The organism is Pauljensenia hongkongensis, assembly GCF_001746855.1.
GTDB lineage: Bacteria > Actinomycetota > Actinomycetes > Actinomycetales > Actinomycetaceae > Pauljensenia > Pauljensenia hongkongensis.
Genome location: NZ_CP017298.1, coordinates 224,100 through 227,034, shown reverse-complemented (window position 1 = coordinate 227,034; position 2,935 = coordinate 224,100). Strand labels below are relative to the sequence as shown.

Below are 2,935 nucleotides of genomic sequence, written 5' to 3'. Positions count from 1 at the left end.
CCCCCAAGCCCGTCCCCGACGCCAACGCCCGGGTTTCCGCCGTTCCCGGCACCGACGCGGCCAAGGCCGGCTCCATCGCGGGCGTCGAGACCCAACTGCTCGGCGGTCTTTACCAGACGGCCTACTCGCCCAGGCACGGCTCGATCTACGTCACCTCCTCGATCGGGCGCCCCGGACCCGACTTCGGCGGCTCGGCGATCATGAAGCTCAACGCCGACACCCTCAAGCTCGAGGCCTACATCAACCCCGCCATCGATGACACGTACACCGGGCGCGATGGGAAGACCGTTCCCAATATGCCCTATGCGGCCTATGGCGTCGACGTCGACGACGCCCACAACACGGTGTGGATCACCCAGACCCGTCAGAACACGATCGCCGTCTACAACGCCGACACGCTCGAACTGGTCAAGCAGTTCGACAAGGGCATCGTCTCCCACTCCCGCGATGTGCGCATCGACGCGGCAAGGGGCCGCGCCTATGTCAACGCCGCGCGCTCGAACACGGTCCACGTCTTCGACACGACCACCCTCGCCCAGCTCGACGACATCGTCCTGGCCCCCACCCCCGAGGAGTTCGCCTCGATGGGCCTGGAGCTCGACTCGGAGGGCGGTGTCCTCTACGTGGGGTCGACCTCGACCAACAAGGTCGCCAGGGTCGACTTGGCAGCATCTGCGGTGGACTTCATCCCGCTGCCCGACAACGTCCAACAGGCCACGGGAGTCGCCCGCGACCCCGGGACCGGCAGGCTCTACGTCGTCGATCAGGGCAGTGGCACCCTCACGGTGCTCACCAAGGACGGCCAAGTCCTGTCCAACGCGCCCACCCCGCCCCCCGCTCCTGAGGGCGATGAGCAGCCCAGCTCCGGCGCGCTGTACGCGACCTTCGACGCAGTCAACCGCCTGCTCTACGTCACCAACCGCAACAGCGGCACCATCACCGTCCACGACGCGGACGGCGCCCTCGTGCAGACGCTCGACTCGGGCCCCATGCCGAACGAGGCGCGTGCGGACGGGCGGGGCAATGTGTACGCCGTCACGAAGGGCGGAGCCCGTGACGGATCCTCGAAGCTGGACTACATCCAGAAGTACCACGTGGTGGCGGCCGAGCCGGATCCGGAGGGCCAGTGGATCCAGGACTCCGTCGGCTGGTGGTACCGGCACGCCGACGGCACCTTCACCGCGGACGGGACCGAAGTGATCGACGGATCCACCTACCGCTTCGACGCGGCCGGGTACATGGTGACCGGCTGGGCGCGGGCCGATGGGAAGTGGTTCTACTACGCCCCGTCCGGCGCCCAGGCCTCCGGCTGGGCCTTCGTCGACCGCGTGTGGTACTACCTGGACCCCGCGACTGGCGCCATGGCCACCGGTTGGCTCCAACTCGATGGGAGCTGGTACTACTTGGAGGCGTCCGGCGCGATGGCGATGGGCTGGGCCCAGATCGATGGCGCCTGGTACTACCTGAGGGGCTCGGGGGCGATGGCCACGGGCTGGTACCGGATCAACGCCGTCTGGTACCACTTCGCCGACGGGGGCCAGATGACGATCGGCTGGATCAACGACGGCGGAACGTGGTACTTCCTGCACCCCAGTGGCGCCATGGCCACCGGTTGGCTGAACCTCGGCGGGGACTGGTACTACTTCCTCCCCTCCGGCGCGATGGCGACGGGCAGCCACTGGGTCAACGGGGTCCCCAGGACGTTCGACGATTCGGGAGTCTGGGTCCACTGACCCGTTGAGCCCCGCACGACGGGGGAGGGGGCGGCCCGGCGGCCTTGTCCGCGGGACCGCCCCCTCGGGCGCCCGGTGGTAACCGAGGGGTCAGGAAAGCGGAGCGCGCCGCAATAGAATGCGTCACACTTGTCGAACAAGGGCGGCGGAATCGCAGGGGAAACGGCGTGTTGATACCCTGGTTTGCGTACTACTTCGCGAACTGGGGTGTCGCGAGTGCGCGGCATCCTTTATCCTGAATCTAGTTACTACAACACTGGAACAAATTCTGATCAGTATTCAGTGTTGCCTCTGCTCCGAAGGGACTCTGATGGCTGGACTCGCACCGACGGGCGCGTCGCGTCTGGCGCGCCTCGTCGTGGTGTGCGCGGGCGCCGCACTGGGTGTGGGCGCGATTGCCATGGACGGCGGCTCTCAGGCGCGCGCCGACGCCCAGAGCGGCAATTTGACCAGTAGCGTGGATTTGTGGGGCTCCCCAGTCGATGGCGCGGGCCAGGCCGGGTGCCGGATCGTGTCCGGGGGTGCCTCCCGGATCACGGTGCCCTCCCAGTGGGTCCGCGGCCAGAAGGCCGTGTTGTCGGGCACCGGCTGGACCGTCGTCGCCTCGGCGCGCGCGTTCGTCTCGGTCGCGTTGGACGAGGGCAAGCAGTTGCGCCCCGCCGACAGGCAGCTCCCCCCATGGGCGCAGCGCTCCCTGGCGGAAGACCGGCAGGTGTGGGACGTCGTCGAACTCGACGCCCAGGGCGCCTTCACGGCCGCGATCGCGGTTCCCGACGACTGGGAGGCCGGCAGCAGGCACACGGTTACGATCAGCGACGGCGCGAGCGGCGCGCGCGTCACCTTCTCGGTCTCGGTGGTGGGCGCGCTGACCCCGCTGCGCCCGGAGAACTGCGCGAACAGTCCCGAGAAGCCCGTCCCAGCGGAAACCCCGTCGTCTCCGTCCCCCTCGCCCTCGGGCACGTCCCCGTCGGCGTCGCCGAGTCCGGCGCCCTCAACCCCTGCTCCGTCCCCGTCCGTGTCGTCGAGTCCGGCGCCCTCTGCCCCTGCTCCGTCCCCCTCGGCGTCCTCGCCCTCGCAAACGCCCACTGGCCCGGGCTCCGCGCCGACCATTTCCAGGGAGCCGTCACTCGAATCGAGGGGCGGGGCGCGGGCCGTGGAGGACGGGGCCGCCGAGGGGGCCCCGCCGACTCCGGAGCCCGCTC

General features: G+C 69.3%; 1 protein-coding gene and 1 pseudogene. One reads left to right on the top strand and one right to left on the bottom strand.

The window, feature by feature from the left end; translation table 11 throughout:
• Positions 1-1,733 (top strand): annotated as a pseudogene (locus BH719_RS01010) (hypothetical protein); the annotation flags it as partial.
• Positions 1,734-2,147: 414 nt separating this feature from the next.
• Here BH719_RS01010 and BH719_RS01005 read toward each other — a convergent pair.
• A partial coding sequence (locus BH719_RS01005) for a hypothetical protein (protein WP_425415304.1) occupies positions 2,148-2,935 on the bottom strand: 788 nt, incomplete at its 5' end.